Source organism: Streptomyces sp. SAI-135 (genome assembly GCF_029893805.1).
GTDB lineage: Bacteria > Actinomycetota > Actinomycetes > Streptomycetales > Streptomycetaceae > Streptomyces.
In genome coordinates this window covers 1,062,789-1,087,415 of the sequence record NZ_JARXYP010000002.1, presented here as the reverse complement: position 1 = coordinate 1,087,415, position 24,627 = coordinate 1,062,789, and the positions used below count along the sequence as shown (strand labels likewise).

Sequence of the window (24,627 nt, the reverse complement as noted above, 5' to 3'; positions counted from 1 at the left end):
CAGGCCCCGGAAGCCATCGACGCATGACCACCGCGCAGGCCCCGGAAGGCCATGTCCCCCGACGCATGGCCTTCCGGAGCCGCCCACGGGCACGGTCGGTCGTCCGGCCCACCACGGTCACACCCGGGATCCCCCGCTCCGCCCGCCGCGGCGAAGCCCCGGGGTGCCGTGCCGCCAGCTTTCGCCATCCCGGAGTTGTCCGGCAGCCCCCTTCCACCACTCCAGACAATTTCCTGATCTTCCGCCACGCCCGCGGAACTGCCTTGCCCCGCACCCGCGTCGGTCCCTAGCGTGCGGATCCGCAGCCGACCGCGCCGACGAACGATGCCGGGGGAGAGCCATGGGGCGACGCGAGCGACCGCTGGACCCGACCGAGGGGCCGGTCGCCCGATTCGCACACGAGCTGCGGACGTTACGGCAGCAGGCCGGCGGCCCCACCTACCGGGCCATGGCAGAGCGGGCCCACTACTCCACCGCGACCCTGGCCCAGGCAGCGGCCGGCGACCGGCTCCCCTCCCTCCAGGTCACCCTCGCCTATGCCGCGGCCTGCGGAGGCGACCTGGACGAGTGGCAGCGGCGGTGGCAGCAGGCGGCCGACGAGACGACGGAGGAGCGCCGGGCCGCCGACGATCCGGGCCAGGCCCCCTATCTGGGCCTCGCGCGCTTCGACACAGGTGACCGCGAACGCTTCTTCGGCCGCGACCGGCTGATCGCCCGACTCGTGGAGATGGTCACCGCCGGCCACCTCGTCGTCCTCGTCGGCCCCTCCGGCAGCGGCAAGTCCTCACTGCTGCGCGCCGGCCTGCTCCCGCGACTGCCCGGCCGGACCCGCATCCTCTCCCCGGGACCGCACCCCTCCCGGGCCCACGCCGACGCCCTGACGTCCGAGGCGTCCCTGATCGTGGTCGACCAGTTCGAGGAACTCTTCACCCTCTGCACGGACCCCGACGAACGGGCTCGCTTCCTGGACCTGCTCTTCGCCGCCGCACGGAGACCCACCCGCGTCGTGATCTCCGTACGCGCCGACTTCTACGGCCACCTCACCCGCGACCGCCGACTCGCCGCCGCCGCCCAGGAGGCGACCCTGCTGGTGACGCCCATGAGCCCGGACGAACTGCGCGAGACCGTCGTGCGGCCCGCGGCCCTCGGCGGCCTGGTCGTCGAACGCTCGCTGACCGCACGGCTGCTGGACGAGATCGCCGACGAGCCGGGCGGACTGCCCCTGCTCTCCCACGCCCTGCTGGAGACCTGGCTCCGACGCCGGGGAAGAACCCTGACCGAGGCGGCCTACGAGGCGGCCGGCGGCATCCACGGGGCCATCGCCCGCACCGCCGAGGAACTGCACGCGCGGCTCACCCCGCAGCAGGCCGACACCGCCCGCCGCATCCTGCTGCGTCTGGTCACCCCGGGCCAGGGCACCCCCGACACCCGGCGGCCCGCCGACCGCGCCGAACTCACCGGCGCCGACTGGCCCGACACCCCGCTGGTCCTCGAACAGCTCGCCCGGGCACGGCTGATCACCGTCGACGACCGGACGGTGGACCTGGCCCACGAGGCCGTGCTCAGCGCCTGGCCCCGGCTGCGCACCTGGATCGACGAGGACCGTGAACGGCTGCGCACCCAGCGCGCCCTCACCGAGGCCGCCCACACCTGGGCCGACCTGCACCGCGACCCGGAGGCCCTGTACCGCGGACTGCGACTGGCCGCAGCTCAGGAGCACTTCACCGCCGACTCCGCGGAACTCACTCCTCTGGAGCGGGAGTTCCTCGACTGCTCGGCCCGGGCGCGCCGACGGGCCCGGCACCGGCGGCACGGCCGGCTCGGCGCCCTGTCCCTGCTGGTGGTCCTCTGCCTCGTCGCCGGGCTCGTCGCCTGGCAGCAGAACCGGCTCGGTGAACAGCGCAGGGTGGAGGCCGAGGCCCGCCGTCTCGCCGGCGTCGCCGAGAGCCTCAGACTGTCCGACCCGGTCACCTCGATGCGGCTGAGCCTCGCCGCCTGGCGGGTGGCCGACCTGCCCGAGACCCGGTCCGGGCTGCTCTCGGCGGCGGTCCAGCACGAACAGGACGTGTTCACCGACCCGGACGGCGGCAAGCGGACCATGCGGCGGCTGAGCGCCGACGGACGCACCCTGATCAGCGTGGGCGTCGACCGCGTGACCCGGTGGGACGTCACCGCCCACCGGCGGCTGAGCCGCGGGCCGGGCCTCGGCCGGAGCTTCGAACTCGCCGGATTCCCCCGCGCGGACACCACCTGGCTCCCGGTCTTCGACGGCACCCGCGTCACCGTGCGCGACCTCGCCACCGGGCGCCAGGACCGCACCCCTCTCACGGACGCGGACGGCGGCGCGGAGATGAGCCCGAGCGGCCGCACCCTCGTCGTGTACGACCGGAAGGGGACGAGCCGGCGCGTCCAGCTCTGGGACCCCCTCCACCGGCGGAAACTGCTGGACGTCGAGGAGCCGGGGAGGGTGCGCGACATCGACGTGGGCGGCATCGCCTGGGCCCGGCTCACCGCGCTGATGGCCCAGCTGCGGCAGGAGCGCCGCACCGCCGTCCAGACCTATCTGGCCACCCCGGACGCGACGGTCGGCCCCGACGACCGCCACCTGGCCCTGTGCGTCCCGGGCGGGCGGCTCCGGCTGTGGGACGTCCCCGCACGGCGTGAGATCACCGCGCCCTGGCTGCCGAGGACCTCGGCCCAGCAGTGCCTCCAGGAACAGATCGTGTTCAGCCCCGACGGGCGCAGCCTCGGCATGGTCGGCGCCGACGGCTTCCGTGCCTGGCGGATCGACGGCGGCCGGAAGATCGCCGAGGTGGCGTACCCGGGCCTCAAGACGGCCCAGTTCAGCACCGACGGCACCTTCCTGGCCGCCTCGGACGGCCAGGAGATCCTCGTCTGGCGGCTGTCCGGCTCCGACTTCCCGGTGTTCCGCCACCGACTCGCCGGCGAGACCGTCAAGGACATCCGCCTCGACACCGCCCGCCGGACCCTGCGCTACCTCGGCGGCGCGGAGGGCGTGTGGGGCCCGGGAGTGCACACGGTCACTCTGGGGCGGGCCGCGACCGACGACTGGACCACCACCCCCACGGCGGCCGCGGTGTTCAGCCGCGACGGCGAACGGCTGGCCACCGCCCGCCCGGACCCGGACGGAAAGCACCTGCGGATCCGTCTCCTGGACGGCCGCACCGGACGGCTCGTGGCCGGCGTCGGCACCGTGCCGTGCCAGGACGCCCTCGACGACTGCACCGGCAACCTGGCCTTCGACTCCACCGGCACGACCCTCGCCTACGGCGGCACGTCGCCCGACCCGTCGGGGCCCGCGACGGGCCGGATATGGCTGTACGACGTCCCGGGCCGCCGGGTCACCACCGTCCTGACCACGCAGGACCTCGGCGGGGGCCCGCTGTCGGACTTCGTCTTCGGACGGGGCGACCGCTCCCTCCTGCTGTCCGACGCGGCAAGCCCCGGGACCGGTGCCACCCGGGTGTGGGACCTGCGGCAGCACCGGACCACGGCCGTCCTGGCCGACACCTCCGGGCGGGCGGTCGTGCACCCCGACGGCGACCTCGCCGTCACCACCGGCGGAGAGGCCTACCGCCTGCCCTCCGGCACCCGGCTGCCCGCCACCCGTTTCACCGGCGGCGGCACCGCCGTGGCCTTCAGCCCCGACGGCCGCTACCTGGCCGTCGGGGAGGGGTCCGGCCGGGTCGTGCTGTGGGACGGCCGGCTCCAACGCCGGCTCGGCGTCCTCGCCGACCCCGAGACGACCACCTACCAGTACGTCTCGGCCCTGGCGTTCTCGCCCGACGGCCGCACGCTCGCCGTCGCCGGCGACGAAGGCACGCTGCAGCTGTGGGACGTCGACTCCCGCCGCCGTGTCGGATCACCGCTGCCCACGCCGGGGGACACCGTGCGGGCCCTGGCGTTCGGGCCGGACGGGAGCACCCTGCGCGCGGCGGGACAGCACGCCCCGCCGCAGACGTACCGGACCGGGCCCACCGACGCCGCCGGAACCGTCTGCCACCGGGCCGGCGGCGGCCTCACCCCCGAGGAGTGGAGCCGCCACCTCCCGGACGTCCCCTACCGGCGCACCTGCCCCTACCGGCGCTGAACGGACGGCTTCACATCGACGTCCGCGGCCCGTACGAACGCCACCCGGTGGCCGTACTGGATCTCGTAGTACAGGTCCTCGCCGACCACGACCCGGTGCGAGTCCGTAGTGAAGGTGACCGCGTAGTAGTACTCGCCGGGCACCCGGTCACCGGCCACGTACGCCTGGCCCTTGAGCACCTTGTACGGCAGCGGCGAGACCGCCTGTGCGGGAACCCCCGCCGGATAGGCCGAGGCCTCGGGGTAGGCGCGGCCGTACACCGGGACGCTGTCGAGGCCCTCCTTCGGTGTCACCACGAGGCCCGCGGCGTTCACCGCGGTCGGGTTGCTCGCGGGGTTCCTGAACCAGGCCTTCTGGCCCAGGTACCAGATCGCCGTCCAGTCGCCCTCGCGCCCCGCGACCGCGTACTGCTGGCCGGTGGAGACCCGAGACGACAGGTCGTTGACGTCGATCGTCGGGGCCCTGCCGCCCAGGCCGATGTCCGTGATGAGCGCGGAGTTCTCGTCGGGTGCCGAGTACAGCCGTACCTCGCTGGAACCGTGGGCGGCGCAGGGCTCGCCCTTGGTGACGCAGCCCGTGTACCGCGGCTGGTTGGTGGCGTAGTCCGGCCGGATCGTCACCAGGCCGCCCTGCTTGGGCGCGGTCGCCCGGAACGGGTGGCCCAGCAGCTCGAAGTAGTGCCGCCAGTCCCAGTACGGGCCGGGGTCGGTGTGCATGCCCGCGACGGTCGAGGTGGTCGGCCCGGGCACGTTGTCGTGGCCGAGGATGTGCTGCCGGTCCAGCGGGATGCCGTACTTCGCGGAGAGGTACTTCACCAGCCGCGCCGAGGACCGGTACATGGCCTCCGTGTACCAGGCGTCCGGATTCGCCAGGAAGCCCTCGTGCTCCAGACCGATCGACTTGGCGTTGACGTACCAGTTGCCCGCGTGCCAGGCGACGTCCTTGGCCTTCACATGCTGGGCGATGTGACCGTCGGTCGAGCGCAGGGTGTAGTTCCAGGACACATAGGTCGGGTCCTGCACCAGGTTGAGGACACCTTCCCAGGCGCCCTCCGTGTCATGGATGACGATGTACTTGATGCTCTGCGAGGCCGGACGGTCGCCCAGGTCGTGGTTGCCGTAGTCGTTGTCCCCGAACTCCTCGTACGGCGCCGGGATCCACTCGCAGGACACGCTCTTCGGGCACTCGGTGTTCGCCGCGCTCAGCTTCCTGAGACCCGTCCGGGCCAGCTGCGCGGTGTCCGGGGCGTGCTCCGGGCGGGCCGCCAGGGCGACGCGCTGGCCGGCGTCCGTGGTGCGTTCCCCGCCGGTGCGCAGTACGTCGAAGACGTCGTTCGCGTACGCCGCCGCCGTCGCGCTGTCGTCCGCTCCGGAGAAGCGGGCCACCGCGCCGTACCAGTCCGCCGGGTCCTGGCTCAGCGGCTCGCCCAGGTCCTTCTGGGCGGCGGCCAGCAGCGCGGCACCGCCCGCGACGTTGGCCGCGGGGTCGGTGCGCAGGTCCCCCGCGCTCAGGCCGGTCAGCTCGGCGGCCTTCGGCAGGGTTTCCAGCCGGGCGGGGAGATCGGCCGGCTCCGGGACCTTCGTGTCGGGCAGGAGAGCCGCGCGGGCGCTGTCACCGCGCGCGTCCTCGGTGCCCTCGCTGTGGTGCGGGGCCGAGGCGAGTGCGGTGCGGGCGTCGGTCAGGTGCATCGGCCCGTAGCCACCGGTCACGCTCGGCGCACCGGCGTGCGTGTCCCAGCGGGACTGGAGATACGAGACACCCAGCAGGACGCTCTGCGGCACGTGGTACTCGGCGGCCGCCGCGGCGAAGGCCCGCTGGAGACCGGCCGAGGAATCCCCTGCCGACGACGGGGCCGCGCCCAGCAGGGGCAGCAGCAGGGCGGTACCGGCCAGCGTGCCGAGCACCCTCCGGGTGACTCTGTTGGGGTCGGTGGGAGATCCTCGCAATGCAGCCTCCAGGGACGATCGAGCGCGATGAGCCGAGCGGGGCCGGGCGTGCGTCAGTGCTACCGGCTTGTCGACGATCCGTCAATCATGCCCAGAGACAGGGGATTTCCCATGTCAATCCGGGTGCACGGGAGTTTCGTGGCGGGTGCCCCGCGGGCCTGCGGGGCGTCAGTGGCGTACACCATTGACCGGGCCCGCGCAGGGTCCGGACATACGACGGTCCGCGGCGCGCCGCTCCACCGGGCGCACCGCGGACCATCGTCCCCGTCAGCGAGTGCCGACCGCCGCGCGTACGGCCCGTCGGGCCAGCTGGCAGTCGTCGTGCAGCCGCCTCAGCAGCAGCCGCTGTTCCTCGCCGGACGGCGCAGCACCAGGGTGGGCCGCGCCCGGTGCCGCCGGGGTCGAGTCGTGCATCGAACGCTGCACGGCCGTCTCGTAGGTACGGATCTCACGCGTCAGGACCAGCATCAGGTTCACCAGGAAGGCGTCCCGGGATGCAGGACCCGCTGTCTGGGCGATCTGGCTGATCTGACGGCGCGCCACCGGGGCGTCGCCGAGGACCGACCACAGGGTCGCCAGGTCGTACCCCGGCAGATACCAGCCCGCGTGCTCCCAGTCCACCAGCACTGGACCGGCCGGTGAGAGCAGGATGTTCGAGAGCAGTGCGTCGCCGTGGCAGAACTGGCCCATGCCCTGCCGGCCCGCCGAGTGCGCGATGCCGTGCAGCAGCTTCTGGAGGTCTCCCATGTCCCGGTCGGTCAGCAGCCCCAGCTCGTGGTAGCGGGAGATACGGGCCGCGTAGTCGAGCGGGGCGTCGAAGGTCCCCGCGGGCGGGCGCCAGGCGTTGAGCCGGCACACCGCGCCGAGTGCCGCCCGGATGTCCGCCCGCGGCGGGGCCTCCGCCGGATGCCGGTGCAGCGCCGCCACCCGGCCGGGCATCCGCTCGATGACCAGGGTGCAGTTGTCCGGGTCCGCCGCGATCAGCCGCGGCACGCGCACCGGAGGCCGGTGCCGGACGAACGAGCGGTAGGCGGCTATTTCGTGCCGGATCCGCTCGGCCCATACCGGGGAGTGGTCGAGTAAACACTTGGCGACGGCCGTGCTGCGTCCCGTCGTACCGACCAGGAGCACGGAGCGTCCGCTGCGGCGCAGCACCTGCACCGGGGCGAACTCCGGGCAGATCCGGTGCACCGACGCGATCGCCGTGCGCAGCTGGGCGCCCTGGGGGCCGGACAAGTCGAGTCTCCCGCTGAGCGGTTGGGTGCCGAGCCCCGGAACGCGCCGTGCCCTGCCCGCACCCGGTACGGGGGCCGTCGGCCGCGCGGGGTCGAGGTAGGGGCCACCGCCCGGGCGGAGATGCGGCGACCGGGGCGGGGCGGACACGGAGGACGATGCTGCGTACATGGGCGAGACAGATCCCTTCGTGTGCCTGCTGTGCCTGGAGAAGCAGTGCGCCGCCCGACCCGGATCACCGGGTGCACCCTGGGGAATGTCCCTGTGCGGTCCGGGTCGGGGTGGCGCGTTCCTACCTCACCGCATATGCCGCGTGGCACACCATCTGGCGAACCCTGGCGAACCCTGGCGAATAGTCCCGGAGCAACTGACGCGGGGCTACTGTCAACTCAGCCGAGAACCTGGGGGCTTGACGTGAGCGGACAACCCAACACCCGACTCTCGGACCTGTTCGGCCTGGCCGGCTGGTCCAAGGGTGAACTCGCGAGGCTGGTCAACCGGCAGGCGGCGGCCATGGGCCATCCCCAGCTCTCGACCGACACCTCCCGGGTGCGGCGGTGGATCGACATGGGAGAGATCCCGCGCGATCCGGTGCCGCGGGTGCTGGCGGCTCTGTTCACCGAGCGTCTCGGCCGTGTCGTGACCATCGAGGACCTCGGTCTGGTCAGGCACGGGCGTACGGGGAAACGGCAGGGCGACGGGAGCGCGGAACATCCCGACGGCATGCCGTGGGCGCCCGACCGAACCGCCGCGGTCCTCACCGAATTCACGGGAATGGACCTCATGCTCAACCGACGCGGCTTGGTGGGCGCGGGTGCCGCGCTCGCCGCGGGATCCGCACTCACCAGTGCCATGCACGACTGGCTGCACACCGATCCGGCCCTCACCGCCGATGCCCCCCAGTTCGACGACCCCCTGCACGCCGACCCCGCTGGGTTCGACCGATACGAGGCCGCCCCCATCGGGTCGCAGGAGATCGAGGAGCTGGAGCGCTCGGTCGAGGTGTTCCGGGCCTGGGACGCGGCCCGCGGCGGCGGGCTGCAGCGCAAGGCCGTCGTGGGCCAGCTCAACGAGGTGGGCGGCATGCTCGCCTACCGCCACCCCGACCACCTCCAGCGGCGCCTGTGGGGAGTCGCCGCCAACCTGGCCGTCCTCGCGGGCTGGATGTCCCACGACGTCGGCCTCGAACCCACCGCCCAGAAGTACTTCGTGATCGCCGCCCATGCCGCGCGCGAGGGCGGTGACCGGCCCCGGGCCGGCGAGGCGCTCTCCCGGGCGGCCCGCCAGATGGTGCACCTGGGCCGGCCCGACGACGCGCTCGACCTGATGAAGCTCGCCCAGTCCGGCTCCGGTGAGGAGGTGCTGCCCCGCACCCGGGCGATGCTCTACACCATCGAGGCCTGGGCCCAGGCGTCCATGGGCAAGGGCCAGGCGATGCGCCGCACCCTCGGACAGGCGGAGGACCTCTTCGTCTCCGACAAGAGCGACGTGCCGTCACCGAGCTGGATGCAGACCTTCAAGGAGGAGGACCTGTACGGCATGCAGGCCCTGGCCTACCGCACGCTGGCCGAGCACGAGCCCGGTGCGGCCGCGCACGCCCAGCACTACGCGGAGAAGGCCCTCGCCCTGCGGGTCGACGGACGGCAGCGGTCGAAGATCTTCGACTTCCTGTCGATGGCCTCGGCCTGCTTCATCGCCGACGACCCCGAACAGGCGGACCGCTACGCGCGGTTGGCGCTGGTGTCGATGGGTTCCAACTCCTCCCACCGCACCTGGGACCGGCTGCGCCAGATGTACCGGCTCACCGCCGAGTACTCCAGTTACCCGAAGATCAACGAACTGCGCGAGGAGATCAGGCAGGCGCTGCCGAAGCCCAAGGGAAGGGGTGGCAACAGCGCACGTGCGTGAGGTTGTTATGAAGTCACCTTGGCGATGAGCACGCAGGCGTCGTCCTCGCGCTCTCTCGCGCCGAACTCCTCCATGACCATCCGCACACAGTCCTGAGCGGTGCGCGCCCCGCCGAACCGGGGGGCGAGGTCGAGGAGACGGTTCACGGCGGTCGTGTGGTCCGGTCCGGGCACCAGTCCGTCCGTGTGCAGCAGGAGCAGGTCGCCCGGTTCGAGGGTCACCTCGGCCTGTGCGTAGACGGCTCCGGAGGTCGCGCCGAGGAGCACCCCGTCGGGGGCGTCGAGCCTGCGCCCCGTCCCGCGGCGGAACAGCAGCGGGGCGGGGTGCCCGGCCTGCGCCCAGACCAGGGTGCGGGTGCCGGGGCGGTAGCGGCAGCACACCGCGCTGCCGAGGGCCGGCTGGACGGTGGCGTCGAGCAACTGGTTGAGCAGGGACATCAGCGGGCCGGGCTGGGTGCCGGCCATCGCCATGCCGCGCACGGCGCCGAGCAGGGTGGCCATGCCGGAGGTCACGGAGACGCCATGGCCGGTGAGGTCGCCGACGCTGAGCAGGGTCTCGCCGTCGGCCAGTTCGAGGGCGTCGTACCAGTCGCCGCCGATCAGGGCGCTCGACGAGGACGGCAGATAGTGGCCGGCCAGGTCCAGGGTCCCGGTGCCCCGGTGCGGGAGCCGCAGGGAGCCGCGCCACGGCGGCAGCACGGCCTCCTGCAGCTCGACCGCGAGCCGGTGTTCGCTCTGCGCGCGCTGCCGGTGGCGTTGTAACGACTCACGGGTCTCGCTCACCGCCCGTTCACTGCGGCGCAGTTCGCTGACGTCCCGCAGCACGGCCCACATCGCGGCGGTGCTGCCGTCGGCGGCGAGCACGGGCTCGCCCATCATGTGGACGGTGCGCACCTCGCCGTCCGGGCGCACGACACGGAACTCGCCGTCTATGCGCTGGGCGTCGACCAGGCAGTCGGTGACCATGACGGTCAGCTTCGGCCGGTCCTCGTCGAGCACCAGGGAAGGGAGCTCGTCGAGGGTGAGCGGGGGAGCGGCGGGGTCGCGGCCCAGGATCTCGTACAGCTCACCGGACCAACTGGCCTCGTCGGTCAGCAGGTTCCACTCCGCGCTGCCGACCCGGCTGAGCAATGAGCCGCGCCGGGGAGCGGGCGGCGCGGTGCGTCCCGCGGACTCCGTCCCGGCCGGCGACGGCACGGGCGGCGGGCCGTCCCGCAGCTGTGCCAAGTGCGCGTCGAGGTCGCTGAGTTGGTGCAGGGCGAGGTCGTACAGCGCGCGCTGCCAGCGCTCCTGGGGGTCGGAGTCGTCGCTCGGCGCGTCCCGTCGTACGGCGTCCACGTCACCCTTGAGCCGCCGCGCCTGCGAGATGAGCGCGTCGACCGGGCCGCGTCCTGGCGGCTGGGCGGCGGGGCGGTCCGCGGAGAGGTGGGACGACATGACGCACTCCGATGCGGGGACGGTTCGGCCAAGGCGGGACGGAGGGACCGTTACGACTGTTGCACAGGCCGCGACGCGCTGTAAGGGATTCGGCAACACACGATTCGGCGGTGCTTCTGGCATATGCCACAGTCTTCGCGGAGCGGCCGTGCCGGGTGTGTCGTCTACGTCTTTCGGTGCATCAAGTCGTAGGTGGCGTACGTGACTTGATGGTCCGGTGGGGTGTCGGCCAAGTGTTCATTTATGTGTTCGACGACCCTGTGTTCTAAGGAGTCTGGCATACGCGCGCCGAGCCTGACTTCAGTCGTGTGACACAGGTCACATGAATTAGTCCAGGCTCAGGTGTAATGCAAAATGGGTCTGCGAGCTCCTAAGAACATGGACACGACCTTCGAGCAGCCCGCCAGCGCCCGGCTGATCACCGCGGAGAACGAGCACCTGTCCGTCCCCGCGACCCTGCGCTACGGCTCCGCCGATCCGCTGGCGGTGTGCGTGGACTTCCCGCCCGAGGTCTGCCTGGACGGGCGGGGGGCCACCTGGACCTTCGCCCGTTCCCTGCTGGAGGAGGGGTTGCGCGGGCCGTCCGGCGGCGGGGACGTGCACATCTGGCCGTGCGGCCGGGACACCACGGTCGTGGAGTTCCACTCGCCGTACGGCCTGGCGCTCCTCCAGTTCCCGACGGCCGTCCTGCGGGATTTCCTGCTGCGGACCTACGCGGTGGTCGGCGCCGGGCTCGAAGACCTCGACGCGGCCGTCGAGCAGGGGCTCAGCGCCCTCTTCGGGAACGTCTGACCGGTGCACGCCGTCCCGTGGGCGCCGTCCCCGATCAGTACCGCAGCACCCCGGCGATCCCGTCGGCGCCGCCCAGCGTGCCGTCCGGCACGAAGCGGACGTCGGCGCCGGTCTCCAGGCACTGCTCGACGATCTCGTCCACGATGTCCTCGCGGGCGTCGAGGTCGCCGCTCTCGGCTGGGACCAGGTGGTCGCCGTCCTGGTCGCGGACCGTCACCCGGTAGTTCTCCTCGACGGCCAGCAGCCCCACCCGGCCCTGCCGCGCGTTCTGCCAGATCTCGTCGACACCGGCCGCGAACGCCCGCCGCCCGCGCGCCGACTCGAGCTCGCGGGTCACCGCGTCGGCACTCCTGCGTGCCTCCGCGGCCACCAGCGGTCCGACCGCCTGCCACACCGCGTCCGGGGTGCCGTGCGCGAGACCGCCGTGCCGGACGTGCACCGCGTCCTTGGTGACGCTGCCGACGTCGTCCAGCGCGGACAGCGCCGTGGTCTCGCCGGTGACGTACAGCGGGCGCGGGTCCGCGCGCAGCAGTTGCGCCGTCGCGGCGTCCACGTCCCGGAGGAAGTGCCGGGTGTCCTCGTCCCGGAAGGTGCTCGGCATGTCGCCGATCCGTTCCAGGCGTTCGGCGTCGAAGTTCTCCCGGGTCCTGGTCAGCGGGAAGCCGCCGGCGCGGTGCTCGGTGACCCGGTCCACGCCGCCGTTCCACAGGGTGGCGCGGTCGGCGGAGACCGACAGCACCCAGAACGGCCGCTCGGAGGCCTGTGCGGAGACGAGGTTGCGGGTCAGGAAGGTGTCCGAGAGCACCACGCGCTCGGGCACGGCACGGGCCAGGGACCACACCTGGTGCTCGCCCGGCGCGGCGAAGATCACCAGTCCGTCCTCGGTGTGCGCCAGATCGATCTCGGTGAGGGCCTGGTCGAGCTGACGGGCGACGTCGATGCGCCGCTCCCGGGGGACCGCCGGGTCGGCCTCCAGCTGCTTCTTGGCCTCGGCCACCACATTGCGCAGCCGGACCGGGTCCTGGGCGTTGTCCGGTTCACGGCGGTGGGTCGGCGTCAGCACGGACACCGCCGGATAGGCGCGCGGACGGCGCAGTTCGGAGAGGGTCGCGGGGCTGAGTGCGTGCTCCATAACAGCACCATAGAACCGATCGGCAGATCAGGCATTTGGGGCAACTTGATCGGTCATGCAGGGCATTTCATTGTTAACGTGATGATCCCATGTCAAAGAACGACACTGAGACGCAGGACCCCGCCACCACCGCGAAGCTGAGCCTCCCGACGCTGACCACCATGGTCGTCGGCTCCATGGTCGGCGCCGGGGTCTTCTCGCTGCCCCGCCGGTTCGCCCAGGAGACCGGTGTGGCCGGGGCGCTCATCGCGTGGGCGGTCGCCGGCACCGGAATGCTGATGCTGGCCTTCGTCTTCCAGAACCTCGCCGTCCGCCGCCCCGACCTCGATGCCGGCGTGTACGCCTACGCCAAGGCGGGCTTCGGCGAATACCTCGGCTTCTTCTCGGCGTTCGGCTACTGGGCGAGCGCCTGCGTCGGCAACGTGACGTACTGGGTGCTGATCATGTCGACGATCGGCACCCTCGCGCCCGCCCTCGGCGAGGGCGACACCGTGCTCGCGGTGGTGCTCTCCTCGGCCGGTTTGTGGCTGTTCTTCGCGCTCATCGGCAGAGGTGTGAAGGAGGCGGCGGCCATCAACCGGATCGTCACGGTCGCGAAGGTCGTGCCGATCCTGGTCTTCGTGCTCCTCGCGCTCTTCTACCTCAAGCCGTCCGTCTTCGCCGACAACTTCGCCGGCGCCGACTACGCGGGCTCGCTGTTCCAGCAGGTCAAAGGCACCATGCTGGCAACGGTCTTCGTGTTCCTGGGAGTCGAGGGTGCCAGCGTCTACTCCCGGCACGCCCGCCGCCGCGAGGACGTCGGAAGGGCCACCGTCCTCGGTTTCCTGAGTGTCTTCGCGATCTTCGCCTCGGTGACCATCGTGTCGTACGGCCTCATGCCGATGAGTGAGATCGCCGAGCTGCGCCAGCCCTCCATGGCCGGCGTCCTGGAGTCCGCGGTCGGCACCTGGGGCAAGGTCTTCGTGAGCGTCGGCCTGATCGTCTCCGTGCTCGGCGCCTATCTCGCCTGGACGCTGATGGCCGCCGAAGTGCTGTTCGTGGCGGCCAAGGACGACGACATGCCGCGGTTCCTGAAACGCTCGACGCCGGCCGACGTCCCGGTGCCCGCGCTGGTGCTGACCACCCTGCTCAGCCAGCTCTTCCTCGTCGTCACCCTGTTCTCGGACGACGCCTTCAACTTCGCCCTGGATCTCACCAGCGCGCTGACCCTGATCCCCTTCCTGCTGGCGGCCGCCTTCGCGGTGCGGATCGGGGTGCGGGGCGAACTGGTGGTCGCCGTCCTCGCCACCCTCTACACCGCGTTCCTCATCTACGCCGCCGGCCTCAAGTTCGTCCTCGTCTCCTTCATCGTCTACGCCCCCGCCACCGCGCTGTTCGTGATGGCCCGCAAGGAGCAGGGCAGGCGCCTGTTCTCGGTGCGCGAGCTCGTCATCCTCGCGGTCTCCGTCGCCGGCGCCGTCCTCGGCGTCGTCGCCCTGTGGCTGGGCTGGATCAGCCTCTGACCCTCGCACGTCCCCGGAAAGGTGCACCTCGTGACCAGTACCGCATACGGCGTCCACTCCGAGGTCGGCAGGCTGCGCAAGGTGCTGGTCTGCGCGCCGGGGCTCGCCCACCGCAGACTCACCCCCACCAACTCCGACGACCTGCTCTTCGACGACGTCATGTGGGTGGAGAACGCCCAGCGCGACCACGCCGACTTCGTCAACAAGCTGCGGGAACGGGACGTGGACGTCGTCGAGCTGCACGATCTGCTCGCGCAGACGATGGCGGTCCCGGGGGCCAGGGACTGGCTCCTGGACCGCAAGATCGTGGCCAACGAGGTCGGCATCGGCCTCATCGACCCCACCCGCGCCTATCTGGAGACCCTCGAACCCGACCGGCTGGCCCGCTACCTGATCGGCGGTCTGGCCACCACCGACCTGCCCGAGGAGTACCGCTCCGGCCACATCGCCCTGGCCCGCGAGTCCACCGGCGTGCGCGAGTACCTGATGCCGCCGCTGCCCAACACCCTCTACACCCGGGACACCACCTGCTGGCTCTACGGCGGCCTCACCCTCAACCCGCTGTACTGGCCGGCCCGGCACGACGAGACGCTGCTGATGAAGGCCGTCTACACCTTCCACCCCGACTACGCGGGCGCCACCGTGTGGTGGGGCGATCCCGAACGGGACTGGGGACAGGCCACGTTCGAGGGCGGGGACATCATGCCGGTGGGCAACGGCGTCGTCCTGATGGGCATGAGTGAACGCACCTCCCGGCAGGCGATCACCCAGGTGGCCGCCGCCCTGTTCGAGAACGGTGCCGCCGAGCACGTCGTCGTCGCGGGGATGCCCAGGCTGCGCTCGGCGATGCACCTGGACACCGTCTTCACCTTCGCCGACCGCGACCTCGTGACGCTGTACCCGGCCATCATGGAGGCCGTCCACACCTTCTCGCTCAGGCCCTCCGACCGGGCACCCGGCATCGAGATCGTCGACGAGGGCTCGGCGGCCTTCGTGGACGTCGTCGCCAAGGCCCTCGGGCTGCCGGAGCTGCGGGTGGTCGAGACCGGCGGGGACGTCTACGCCTCCGAACGCCAGCAGTGGGACAGCGGCAACAACGCCGTCGCCCTGGAGCCCGGTGTGGTCTTCACCTACGACCGCAACACCCAGACCAACACCCTGCTGCGCAAGGCCGGCATCGAGGTCGTCACCATCGTCGGCGCCGAACTGGGCCGGGGCCGGGGCGGCGGGCACTGCATGACCTGCCCGATCGTGCGGGACCCCGTGGAGTTCTGACGGCTCACTCCGTGCGCTGTTCGAGTACGGCGATCGAGCCCTGGGCGACCGCGCACAGGGTCTCGACGCCGTCGGCGTCCACGGTGGCGAGGTCGCAGCGGCACACCACCCGGGTGCGGCCGGCCCGTACCACCCGGGCGCGGGCCCGCAGCAGTTCCCCGCGGGCCGGCCGCAGGAAGTCGATGGAGAAACCGGCGGTGGTCACCGCCGGGCCGGCCGTCGAACCCGCCGCGAAGGTCAGCGCGTTGTCCGCCGCGTAGCCGAGCACCCCGCCGTGCACGCTGCCGTGCTGCTGGAGCAGGTCACCGCGGATGTCGAACTCGAGTGTCGCCCCGCCCTCCCCGAAGTCGGTCAACCGGGCGCCGACCAGGGTGCTGAAGGGCTGGGCCGCGAGCACCTCGCGGGCGAGCTCCAGGTCCAGGGTCCGAGTCATCTCCCCACCTCACTTCATTAGTGAAGTGAGACTGGCGCCCACCCCTCCCGTCTGTCAACATCGGCCCATGCCCGAGCCCGGCGACCCGCGCCTCTACTTCCTGCTCCAGCGCGCCGCCCACCGGCTGCGCACCACCGCCGACCGGCGCTGCCTGGCCGCCGCGGGGGTCACCACGGCCCAGCTCGGCGCGCTGTTCGCCGTCCACGACGAGCCGGGGATCACCCAGCAGCGGCTCGCCCGTACGCTCGGGCTGCGCGAGTCGGCGGTGACCGGGCTGGTCGGACGGCTCACCGCCGCGGGCCTCGTCGCCAGGAGCACGCACCCGCGTGAACACCGGGCCGTCGTCCTGGAGTTGACCGCCTCAGGAGCCGACGCCCTGCGGGCCGCCCAGCCGGAGATCGACCGCTTCAACGCCGAACTGCGCGAGGTGCTGGGCGACGACGGCTTCACCGGCACGGCGACGGCCCTGCACCGGCTCGCCCACTGGGAGTCCTAGAGCTGGAGCGCGGCTCAGTCGTCGTCTTCGGCCCCGCAGGAGCTGCCGTCCGGCGGCAGATTGCCGTACAGCAGGAAGTCGTCGACCTTGCGGTGCACGCACTTGGAGGAGCCGTAACCGGTGTGGCCCTCGCCCTTGTTGTCGAGGACCACGGCCGAGTCGCCGAGCCGCTCGGCGGTCTCCACGGTCCAGCGGTACGGCGTCGCCGGGTCACCGCGGGTGCCGACGAGCAGGATCTTCGGGGTGCGGACGTCGCGCACCTGCTCGCGGATGAAGTCGGTGCCCTTCGGACGGCCGTAGCACATGAGGTACTCGGTGAGCCGGTAGCGGCCGAAGACCGGGGACGCCTGTTCGTAGGCGGCGCGCAGCCGGGTCAGGTCCCTGGCGATTCGGTCGGCGCCGGGGCGGTCGGGATCGTCCGCGCAGTTGACCGCCATCAGCGCCGCCGGAAGATTGTCGAGCGGCACGTCCTCCACGTCGGACAGGGGGGTGTCCGTCGGGTCGTCGGTGGGTGGCCGCGCGCGGGTGAGGAAGCCGGAGCCGCCGCCCGCGAAGGTCAGGACGCCCGTCGTGTCGCCGTCCTCCACGAGCTCGGCCAGCGCCCGTTCCAGCGAGGGCCACATGTCCTCGCTGTACAGGGCCTGGCTGATCGCGCCCACGAGGTCCTGTCCGGTGAAGGCGGGGCCGAAATCCGTCGGCACCGGGTCCTCGTCCAGCGACGCCACGAGCCGCAGGACCTGCTCCCGGGCGCTGCGCGCGTCGGTGCCCAAGGGGCAGGCGATGTCCTTCACGCACCAGTCGACGAAGTCCTCCAGCGCCGTCTGCTGCCCGGCCGCGCCCGCCACGCCCTGCTCGGACAGCGGCTCGGTGAGGGTGTCCACCCCGTCCAGCACCAGCCGGCCCACCTTCTTCGGGAACCGGGCCGCGTACACCGCTCCGAGCCGGCTTCCGTAGGAGAACCCGAGGTAGTTGAGCTTCCTGTCGCCGAGCGCCTGGCGTATGACGTCCAGGTCGTGGGCGACGTTCACCGTGCCGATGTGCCGGAGCACGGGCCCGGAGTGCTTGGCGCACTGGGCGGCCGCGTCCCGCAACCTGCCGAGCACGGCCCGGGGGTTCTGGGCAATGGCCGTCTCGTCGTCGGTGGCCGCCAGTGCCTCGTCGGTGCCGGCGCCGCAGCTGACCGGGGAGGACCGGCCCACGCCGCGCGGGTCGAACGACACCACGTCGTACTCGTCCGTGAGCCCCATGAAGTCGTCCCCGCCGGCGGCGAGCGAGGGCACGCCCGCTCCGCCCGGCCCGCCGAAGTTGATCAGCACCGAACCGCGCTTGTGCCGGGCCGTGGACCGGTAGCGGGCGAGTGCCAGGTCGAGGGTGCCCGCATGCGGCTTCGCGTAGTCGAGGGGAACGGTGACCTTTCCGCATTGCAGGTCCTTCGGCGTCTCCATGCCCACGCACTTCGACCACCGGATTTTCTGGCCGTAGAACCGCGACAGATCAGGTCCGGAGCCGTCCGCGGCCACGGCCGGCAGTCCGGCGCCCAGCAGCGCCAGTCCGAGGGCTCCGGACACGGCGCATCGTCGCCTCGTCACCTTGGCGAACATCCATGCCTCCAAGGACGCCCATCGGCGCCCTCGATCACGATAGGCGTCCCTTCCACGGCCCGCCTCCGGACGAGCGTGATCGCACAACGTGCCTTACCCTGCGCGGAGGGTGACGGTCTCCGGCTCATCCCGGCCCGTCCGCCGTCACCCCCGTGAGGAGCACCATCCCGGAGTCCCCGTAGTCCGGCAGGGTCGGGTCGGTGTCGACACGGGTGACGGACAATTCGCGGGTGAGCGGGGCGAACACCTCCGTGACGGTCTGCGGGGACACGGGGCAGCCCGGCCAGCGCGAGGTCGGCCCGATGCGGTAGGTCGGCATGTTCTCCATGAACGCGGCCACCAGATGACCGCCCGGCACCACACAGCGGGCGAACGCCCGGCAGAAGTCGGCGAACTCGGCGCGGTCCTCCGTGGCCCCCTCGGCGACGAAGTGCATGGACGCCAGGCCGTAGCCGCCCGGCTCCAGGTCCCGCACGTCCGCGTGGACGACGTGCACATGGGCCAGGGACCCCGCGAGGGTCCTCGGCAGGTCGGGGTTGAGGTGTCGGCACAGCGCGTGGAACGGCAGCCAGCTCGCGTCCGGCCCGCACACGATCTGCCGGTGCAGATAGGCCACGTTGCCCGCGCCGGCCTCGACGGCGTCCACATGACGGCTCGCCGCGGACGCCAGGATCAGCGGATAGAGGTTGGGCCCGGCTCCGAACTCCACCGAGCGGGCCACCGCGCCGGGAGCCAGGCGCCGGTAGAACGCGGAGTGGTGGGCGATCACTTCGGCGTCCGCGGGGTGCAACTCCCGGTAGTTCTCGGCGAGATAGTCGGCGACCGGCCAACGGTCCCAGTCCACGTCGTCGTTGTGCGTCATCACCACCGTGACCACCTCCTCAGTTCCGCGGCCGCAGCCGGAAGCGTCCTGCCAGCGCGGTCATCGTCGCGTTGAGCCGCTCGATGTCCTCGTCGGAGTGGAGCGCCGTGATCTGGGCCCGGAAACCGACCCGGTCACGGGCCACCAGCGGATGGGCGGCGAGCGTCACGTAGATGCCCTCGTCCCACAGGAACGCGGCGACCGCGTCGAGGTCGGCCGGGTCGGCCAGCGGGATCTCCACGATCGGCAGCCGGTCGTCGTTGAGGGTGCTCACGCCGAGGTCCGCGAGATGGTCGAGCACCCGCGTGGTCTTGCGGTACAGGCCGGCCCGCAGCGCGTCCCCCCGGCGGTCGTTGACCTCGAGGCCGGCCAGCGCGGTGGCCAGCGACGCCGTGGGCGAGGGACCGGAGTACAGATAGGGGGACGCGGCCGTCTTGAGACGGTCCTTCAGGTCGGTGGGCAGCGCGAGGAACGCGAGCAGCGACGAGTACGCCTTGGAGAAACCGCCGGTCAGCACGATCCCGTCGTACGACTCACCGCAGTGCCGCACCACGCCGTTGCCGCGCAGGCCGTACGGACAGGGTTCGCCCGGCGCGCGTTCCCCGATCACCCCGAAGCCGTGCGCGTCGTCGACGTACAGCGTCGCGCCCCGGTCCCGGCACAGGGCGGCCAGCACGGGCAGGTCGGGAAGGTTGCCGGACATGCTGTTCACGCCGTCCATGCACACCAGGCGGGTGGTGCGCGCGGGCACCGAGGAGAGCAGCGCGTCCAGTTCCTCGGGCCGTTCGGCGTGGAAGCGGTGCAGGGTGGCGCCCTGGCCGCGGGCGACCACGCAGCCGTCGTACACCGTGCGGTGCGCGCTCGCCTCGACGAAGACGTGACCGCCGTCGGCGAGGACCGGGATCACCGAGGCGTGGATGAGGGTCAGCGTGGGCAGCAGCAGGGTGTCGGGGGCGCCCAGCAGCGCGGCGAGGCGTTCCTCCAGCGCGGGATACAGCCGCGGACTGCCCAGCAGCCGTGACCAGCTCGGGTGGGTGCCCCACCGGCGTACCGCGGGACCGATGCGGGCGGCGATCTCCGGGTCCCAGTCGAAACCGAGGTAGTTGCAGGAGGCGAAGTCGGTGAGCCAGCGGCCGCCGCTGCGGATACGGCGGCCGCGCACCTCGTCGATGACCGCGTCGCTCATCGGACTGGTGCGCCGCAGACGGTCGAGGTCCGCCGAGCGGCGCTCGGCGACGGCCGAGGGCGCGGACCGGCGGGCCGGGCGCCCGTTCGTCCCGCCGGAACCCGGGGTGAAGCGTCCGCCGTCCTGCCGCAGCACCCGCTCGCTCTGCTCGACCGTCATGGGCCGCGCGAACAGGAACCCCTGCCCGAACCGGCACCCCATCGCGGCCAGCATGTCCCGCTGCGCCGGATCCTCGATGCCCTCGGCGATCACCTGCAAGCCCAGCGTGTCGGCGATGCGGACGATGCCCTCGACGAGGGCGACCTGCCGGGCGTCGTGCGTGATGTCGTCGATGAACGACTTGTCGATCTTCAGTACGTCGATGGGGAAGTCCCGCAGGTAGCGCAGCGAGGAGAACCCCGTGCCGAAGTCGTCGACCGCGATGTGCACCCCCAGCTCCTTGAGGGCCTGGAGCACCGCCTGGATCTGGGCGTCCCGGCGCAGCAGCACCGTCTCCGTCAGCTCCAGCTGGAGCGAACCGGGCGCGAGCCCGGGGGTGCGCAATGCCTTGCCGACCTGGTCCACGAAACCGGCGTCGCGGAACTGGCGCGCGGACACGTTCACACTGACGTACGGCGGAGTCACCGGCCCCGGCAGCCGTTGCAGGCCCGTGATGTCGCCGACGGCGTTCTCCAGCACCCACGAGCCCAGCGGCGCGATGTGCCCGGTCTCCTCGGCGAGGGAGATGAACTGCTCCGGGGAGACGGGCCGGTGCGGAGCCCGCGGCCAGCGCACGAGTGCCTCGAAGCCGACCACCTCGCCCGCTTCGATGTCCACGACGGGCTGGTAGCGCAGGGCGAACTCCTGCGCGGCGACCGCCCGGGCCAGCCGGCTCTGCAGATCGTGCCGCTCGACCATGCGGGCGTGCAGCATCGGCCTGAAGCGCCGCCACTGCCGTTTGCCCGCCGCCTTGGCCGCGTACAACGCGAGATCGGCGTGACCGAGCAGTTCCTCGGCGTCGGTGCTGTCGCGGGCCGTGGCCACGCCCACGCTCGCCGAGACGGTGACCGACTCGTCACCGAGCACGAAGGGCCGGGTGAGGGTCTGCACCACCTGCGCCGCCAGCAGCTCGGCGTCGAGCGGCTCCCGGGCGTCCTCCATCAGTACGGCGAACTCGTCGCCGCCGAGCCGGGCCGCGGTGTCGGTGCGGCGGAGGGTCCGGGTCAGCCGGTTGCCGACGGCGATCAGCAGGTGATCGCCCGCCGAGTGCCCCATGGTGTCGTTGACCTGCTTGAAGTCGTCCAGGTCGATGAAGAGCAGACAGGTCAGGGATGATTCGCGGCGGCCGCGCAGCAGGGCGCGCTCGATGCGCTCCTGGAGCAGCGTCCGGTTGGGCAGGCCGGTCAGCGAGTCGTGGAAGGCGCGCTGGGTCAGCTCGTGCTCCAGCCTGCGCTGCTCGGTCACGTCGCGCAGGGTGACCACCAGACCGGCCACGGTCCGCTCGTCCCGGAAGTCGCTGCACCGCACCTCCACCTCCACCCGCCCGGACCGGTGCCGCACCCACCAGTGGTCGTGGGTGACGCGCGGCCCGTGTTCGCGGACGGCGGCGAGTTCACGGGACGCCCGCTGCCGGTCGCGGGGATCGACCAGGTCCGGCAGCGAGGTGCCGAGGAGGTCCGCGGTGCCGAAGACGGCGGCGGCGGAGGGACTGGCGTACCGGACGGTGTCGTCGTCCTCGACGATCAGGATCACGTCCGAGGTGTTGCGCACCAGGGTGCGGAAGTAGGCCTCGCTCTCCCGGCGGACGACCTCCTGGCGCAGCAGCACCCGTTCCATGGCGAGCCCGGCGTGGGAGGCGAGGATCTCCAGTGAGCCTCGCGTCTCGGTGAGCGGTCCGCGGGGGCCGGCGACCAGCAGGACGCCGGGGTCCTGGGTGGCCGGGCGGTCGGGCGAGGTCATGGGGCACACCTGGACGGCGGGCAGTCCCTCCAGCCGGGCCGCGACGGCCGGGCCGAGGTCGGCGGGGGCCACCAGACGCGCCTCGCGCGGAAGCAGGGGCGCGGCCTCCTCGGCCGACAGCAGCAGCGTCCGGTGACGGACCGCAGGCCCGAGCAGCATGCCCACGGCCGCCTCGCAGGACCGCACGACGTCCTGCTGTCTGACCGCGGACACCAGGGATCCGGCCGCCCGGCGCAGGGCCAGTTCGCGGGCCACGGCGCCGCGGTGGGCCACGACCATGCCCGCCAGCCGCAGGATGACCAGCAGGAACAGCACGGCCGAGAAGGCGGCGATCACCGTCGTGTGGCGGGCGTTGTGGGTGACCGCCTCGTACAGCAGGATCCCCGGGGCGATGGAGGTGACCGCGGCGAGCATCACGAGCCGGTGCGGTGGCGGGAGCGGGGACCGCTTCTGCGGTACGACGGCGGTGAGCTCCGCCATCGAGGGGTGCAGGGCGGCGAGGCCCCAGGCCGTGTAGAAGACGATCCACCCGGAGTCCAGCAGGGTGCCGGCCTGCCACATCGAGTTGAGCTGGAGGATGCCGTAGGCGATGTCGAAGCCGAGCAGCGTCAGGGTGCCGATCACCAGCAGCTGCACCGACCGGTTGCGCCCGTCGACCGGGCTCGGGGTCAGCAGCCGGGCCAGCAGGGCGAGGACCAGCACGTCACCGAGCGGGTAGGCGATGCTGATGGCCCGCTGCTGCCAGGTCAGGCCCTCGACCTCGGCGAGCGGCTGCACCAGGTACACCCACACCGGCAGGGCGAGGCCCGCGGTGACGATCAGCGCGTCGAGCAGGCTGGGCAGGTCGTGGCCCGCCCAGCGGTAGCGGATGAGCCCGTACAGACCGGCCGCGAACAGCGGGTAGGTGGCGAGGTAGCCGGCGTCGGCGGGGGAGGGGAAGGGGTTGGAGGCGGCGAAGTACTCCTCCAGGACGTTGTAGTACGTGTCGCCGGCGACGAAGGTGAGCAGGCCGGCGGCCAGCACCCACCAGGGCCAGCGGTGGGCGGGCCGGTGCAGCCGGACGCCGAGGAGCACGGCGCCGGCGCCGGCGAGTCCGATGACCGCCCAGACCGGTGTGCGCGCGGCCGGGAACGTCATGTAGAGCAGAGTGGCGACGGCGGCCAGGAGGACGTGGGCGGCCATCGGCCGACGTGCCGACTGCACGGGCATCCGCCTCCCCCTCTGGCCGCTGGAGGAGACCGGGCCTTCCACCTGGTCCCGGGATCATTTCCGATCGTAGGCACGGGGGTGGGGTGCCGCATCCCGGAGATCGGCGGTCAGCGCCCGTGGAACCGGTGGTGCAAGTGCCGTACACGCTCCGTGAACTCGGGCACCGGGCCCTCCACGACCACACCGGGGGCGACCTCGTGGACCGGCAGGGTCCGCACCGGCGGCGCCGGCACGCCCAATTGGTTCAGCCACTGGGCCAGTTGCTCGGACGAGGCCACGTACACGATGCGTCCGAGGCCCACCCAGGCGTGCGCGGCGGCGCACATCGGGCAGTGCTCGCCGGAGGTGTACACGGTGGCCGCGGCCCGCTCCGCGGGCGTCAGGTGCGCCGCCGACCAGCGGGCCAGTTCGAACTCGGGGTGGCGGGTGCGGTCGCCGGAGGCCACGCGGTTGTGGTCCTCGGCGAGGATCTCGCCGTCGGCGCTCACCAGGACCGAGCCGAAGGGCTCGTCCCCGGCCTCCAGCGCCTCGGCGGCCAGCTCGACGCAGCGGCGCAGATACGGCAGTTCGGTTTCCTTCACGACCATGCCCCGAGCCTAGGATCATCGCCGCCCGGGCGGAAACGAGCGCGGCAGCCTCGTGGGGGCTCCGGTACGTCCCGCCGGGGCCCCTGTCGACCGCGGTCGCGGTGGCCGGTCGGCCGTAAACGCCATTGCCGCGAAGACGTCCGGGTGATGGAGTGAGCACATGGATCATGCAGCGGTACTCGCTCTCTTCGACCGGGACATGCGCGAAGGCGCACAGCCCGACGGCCCCGGCGCGCGCGTGGAGCGGGTCGGCCGCGTGGTCCGGCAGGTCGCCGACGAGCACGGCTGGAACGGCGTCGTCTGGTCCGACCTGGACGCATCGAGCGCCGACGAGGCGATCGCCCGGCAGATCGCCCACTACACCGGGCTCGGCCGCGAGTTCGAGTGGAAGCTGTACGGCCACGACCTGCCCATCGACCTCGGACAGCGGCTGAGAGCGGCGGGCTTCACCGCCGAGCCCGAGGAGACGCTGATGATCGCCGAGGCCGCCGACCTCACCCTGGACGTCGAGCCGCCCGCGGGGATCCGCTTCCTCCCGGTCACCGACCGGGCCGGCGTCGGCCTCGTGGCGGACGTGCACGAGAAGGCCTTCGGCACCGACAGCTCCCGGCTGCGGCACCAGTTGCTCGCCCGGTTGCAGGACGACCCCGACACCGTGGTCGCGGTCGTCGCGCTCGCGGGCGACGTGCCGGTCAGCGCGGCCCGTATGGAGCTCGTGCCCGGCACCCGCTTCGCCGGCCTGTGGGGCGGCGGCACCGTCGAGGGCTGGCGCGGCCGCGGCATCTACCGCGCCCTGGTCGCCCACCGCGCCCGCGCCGCCGTGGAGCGGGGCTACCGCTACCTCCAGGTCGACGCGATGGCCACCAGCCGCCCGATCCTGGAACGCCTCGGGTTCGAGCCGCTGACGATCACGCAGCCGCACGTGTACCAGCCGTAGGGCCGGGCGGCTCGACAAGATCACCGGCCCGGATGTCACATCC

Annotated in this window: 16 protein-coding genes; 7 read left to right on the top strand and 9 right to left on the bottom strand. The window is 72.3% G+C overall.

The genetic code is table 11. The features are described from left to right. Positions 1-340: 340 nt before the first annotated feature. On the top strand, positions 341-4,111 hold the full coding sequence (locus M2163_RS09310) for a hypothetical protein (RefSeq protein ID WP_280893706.1): 3,771 nt from the start codon (positions 341-343) through the stop codon (positions 4,109-4,111). Here the strand turns inward: M2163_RS09310 and M2163_RS09305 are convergent. Both M2163_RS09305 and M2163_RS09300 read right to left on the bottom strand, forming a co-directional pair. Then, positions 4,099-6,057 (bottom strand): peptidoglycan recognition family protein, encoded by a 1,959-nt coding sequence (locus M2163_RS09305; protein WP_280893705.1) that lies wholly within the window; start codon positions 6,055-6,057, stop codon positions 4,099-4,101. The genes M2163_RS09310 and M2163_RS09305 overlap by 13 nt on opposite strands. Before the next feature lie 267 nt (positions 6,058-6,324). Beyond that, positions 6,325-7,461, bottom strand: coding sequence for an aminoglycoside phosphotransferase family protein (locus M2163_RS09300; protein WP_280853272.1), 1,137 nt, complete (start codon positions 7,459-7,461; stop codon positions 6,325-6,327). A 243-nt stretch (positions 7,462-7,704) separates the two neighbouring features. Here M2163_RS09300 and M2163_RS09295 point away from each other — a divergent pair, with 243 nt between their 5' ends. Beyond that, a complete protein-coding gene (locus tag M2163_RS09295; protein WP_280853273.1) occupies positions 7,705-9,198 on the top strand; it encodes a hypothetical protein in 1,494 nt (497 codons plus the stop codon). Between the two features lie 5 nt (positions 9,199-9,203). Here M2163_RS09295 and M2163_RS09290 read toward each other — a convergent pair whose 3' ends face one another. Next, positions 9,204-10,634 carry a SpoIIE family protein phosphatase gene (locus M2163_RS09290; RefSeq protein WP_280893704.1) on the bottom strand — a complete coding sequence of 477 codons (1,431 nt, stop codon included), beginning with the start codon at positions 10,632-10,634 and terminating at the stop codon, positions 9,204-9,206. A 378-nt stretch (positions 10,635-11,012) separates the two neighbouring features. Between M2163_RS09290 and M2163_RS09285 the strand changes: the two genes are divergently transcribed. Continuing rightward, positions 11,013-11,426, top strand: a complete 414-nt coding sequence (locus M2163_RS09285) for an SsgA family sporulation/cell division regulator (RefSeq protein WP_280853275.1) — start codon at positions 11,013-11,015, stop codon at positions 11,424-11,426. A gap of 34 nt (positions 11,427-11,460) precedes the next feature. Here M2163_RS09285 and M2163_RS09280 read toward each other — a convergent pair whose 3' ends face one another. Further along, entirely contained in the window at positions 11,461-12,558 is a 1,098-nt protein-coding gene (locus M2163_RS09280; RefSeq protein WP_280853276.1) for a chemotaxis protein, read from the bottom strand. 89 nt (positions 12,559-12,647) lie between these two features. Between M2163_RS09280 and M2163_RS09275 the strand changes: the two genes are divergently transcribed. Together M2163_RS09275 and M2163_RS09270 are read left to right on the top strand one after the other, a co-directional pair. After that, positions 12,648-14,060, top strand: a complete 1,413-nt coding sequence (locus M2163_RS09275) for a basic amino acid/polyamine antiporter (protein WP_280893703.1) — start codon at positions 12,648-12,650, stop codon at positions 14,058-14,060. 21 nt (positions 14,061-14,081) lie between these two features. Beyond that, on the top strand, positions 14,082-15,335 hold the full coding sequence (locus M2163_RS09270; protein ID WP_280893702.1) for an arginine deiminase: 1,254 nt from the start codon (positions 14,082-14,084) through the stop codon (positions 15,333-15,335). 4 nt (positions 15,336-15,339) lie between these two features. Here M2163_RS09270 and M2163_RS09265 read toward each other — a convergent pair whose 3' ends face one another. Further along, the gene (locus M2163_RS09265) at positions 15,340-15,768 is read right to left on the bottom strand and encodes a PaaI family thioesterase (protein WP_280853279.1); all 429 of its coding nucleotides are present in this window, start codon (positions 15,766-15,768) and stop codon (positions 15,340-15,342) included. 67 nt (positions 15,769-15,835) lie between these two features. Here M2163_RS09265 and M2163_RS09260 point away from each other — a divergent pair, with 67 nt between their 5' ends. Beyond that, positions 15,836-16,264: a MarR family winged helix-turn-helix transcriptional regulator gene (locus M2163_RS09260; RefSeq protein ID WP_280853280.1), complete on the top strand. Its 429-nt coding sequence runs from the start codon at positions 15,836-15,838 to the stop codon at positions 16,262-16,264. Between the two features lie 14 nt (positions 16,265-16,278). Here the strand turns inward: M2163_RS09260 and M2163_RS09255 are convergent, their stop codons facing one another. The 4 genes from M2163_RS09255 to M2163_RS09240 form a co-directional block, all read right to left on the bottom strand. Next, positions 16,279-17,865 (bottom strand): alpha/beta hydrolase, encoded by a 1,587-nt coding sequence (locus M2163_RS09255; RefSeq protein ID WP_280853281.1) that lies wholly within the window; start codon positions 17,863-17,865, stop codon positions 16,279-16,281. Between the two features lie 124 nt (positions 17,866-17,989). Continuing rightward, positions 17,990-18,727, bottom strand: a complete 738-nt coding sequence (locus M2163_RS09250; protein WP_280893701.1) for a class I SAM-dependent methyltransferase — start codon at positions 18,725-18,727, stop codon at positions 17,990-17,992. Positions 18,728-18,746: 19 nt separating this feature from the next. Beyond that, the gene (locus M2163_RS09245) at positions 18,747-23,033 is read right to left on the bottom strand and encodes an aminotransferase class I/II-fold pyridoxal phosphate-dependent enzyme (RefSeq protein ID WP_280897237.1); all 4,287 of its coding nucleotides are present in this window, start codon (positions 23,031-23,033) and stop codon (positions 18,747-18,749) included. Positions 23,034-23,167: 134 nt separating this feature from the next. Next, complete coding sequence (locus tag M2163_RS09240; protein ID WP_280893700.1) at positions 23,168-23,647, bottom strand: nucleoside deaminase; 480 nt, start codon at positions 23,645-23,647, stop codon at positions 23,168-23,170. Between the two features lie 160 nt (positions 23,648-23,807). Between M2163_RS09240 and M2163_RS09235 the strand changes: the two genes are divergently transcribed. Continuing rightward, the gene (locus M2163_RS09235) at positions 23,808-24,584 is read left to right on the top strand and encodes a GNAT family N-acetyltransferase (protein WP_280853284.1); all 777 of its coding nucleotides are present in this window, start codon (positions 23,808-23,810) and stop codon (positions 24,582-24,584) included. The last annotated feature ends 43 nt before the right edge of the window (positions 24,585-24,627 follow it).